The 233-nt window shown below is 71.2% G+C and carries 1 protein-coding gene; it reads right to left on the bottom strand.

Annotation, left to right across the window (positions count from 1 at the left end):
• Positions 1-208, bottom strand: a 208-nt coding sequence (locus ACPYOM_RS24105) for a hypothetical protein (RefSeq protein WP_481347917.1), incomplete at its 3' end; no start/stop codon positions are given.
• Positions 209-233: the final 25 nt, after the last annotated feature.

The following is a 233-nucleotide window of genomic DNA, read 5'->3' as shown; positions in this document are numbered from 1 at the left end:
CGAACAGGGTTACCCCACCCTGCTCCACGAAGGCCGGCACCAGCGCGGTGCCTTCCTTGTCCAGGACGATGCGCTGGTAGCCGCCACCGGGAATGACCAGCAGGGCGGTGCCGTTGGGTCTGGCCGGGCGGTAGGCGACCAGGTACGGCGCGCTGACGTTGTCGATGTAACGGTCCGGCAGCGCGGGGTCGGCGCTGCGCTCGACCACGTTGGGCACCGCGGCGCGCTTGGGC

The organism is Monashia sp. HAY1-2A (assembly GCF_056755315.1).
This window is presented reverse-complemented; position numbering and strand designations above follow the sequence as displayed.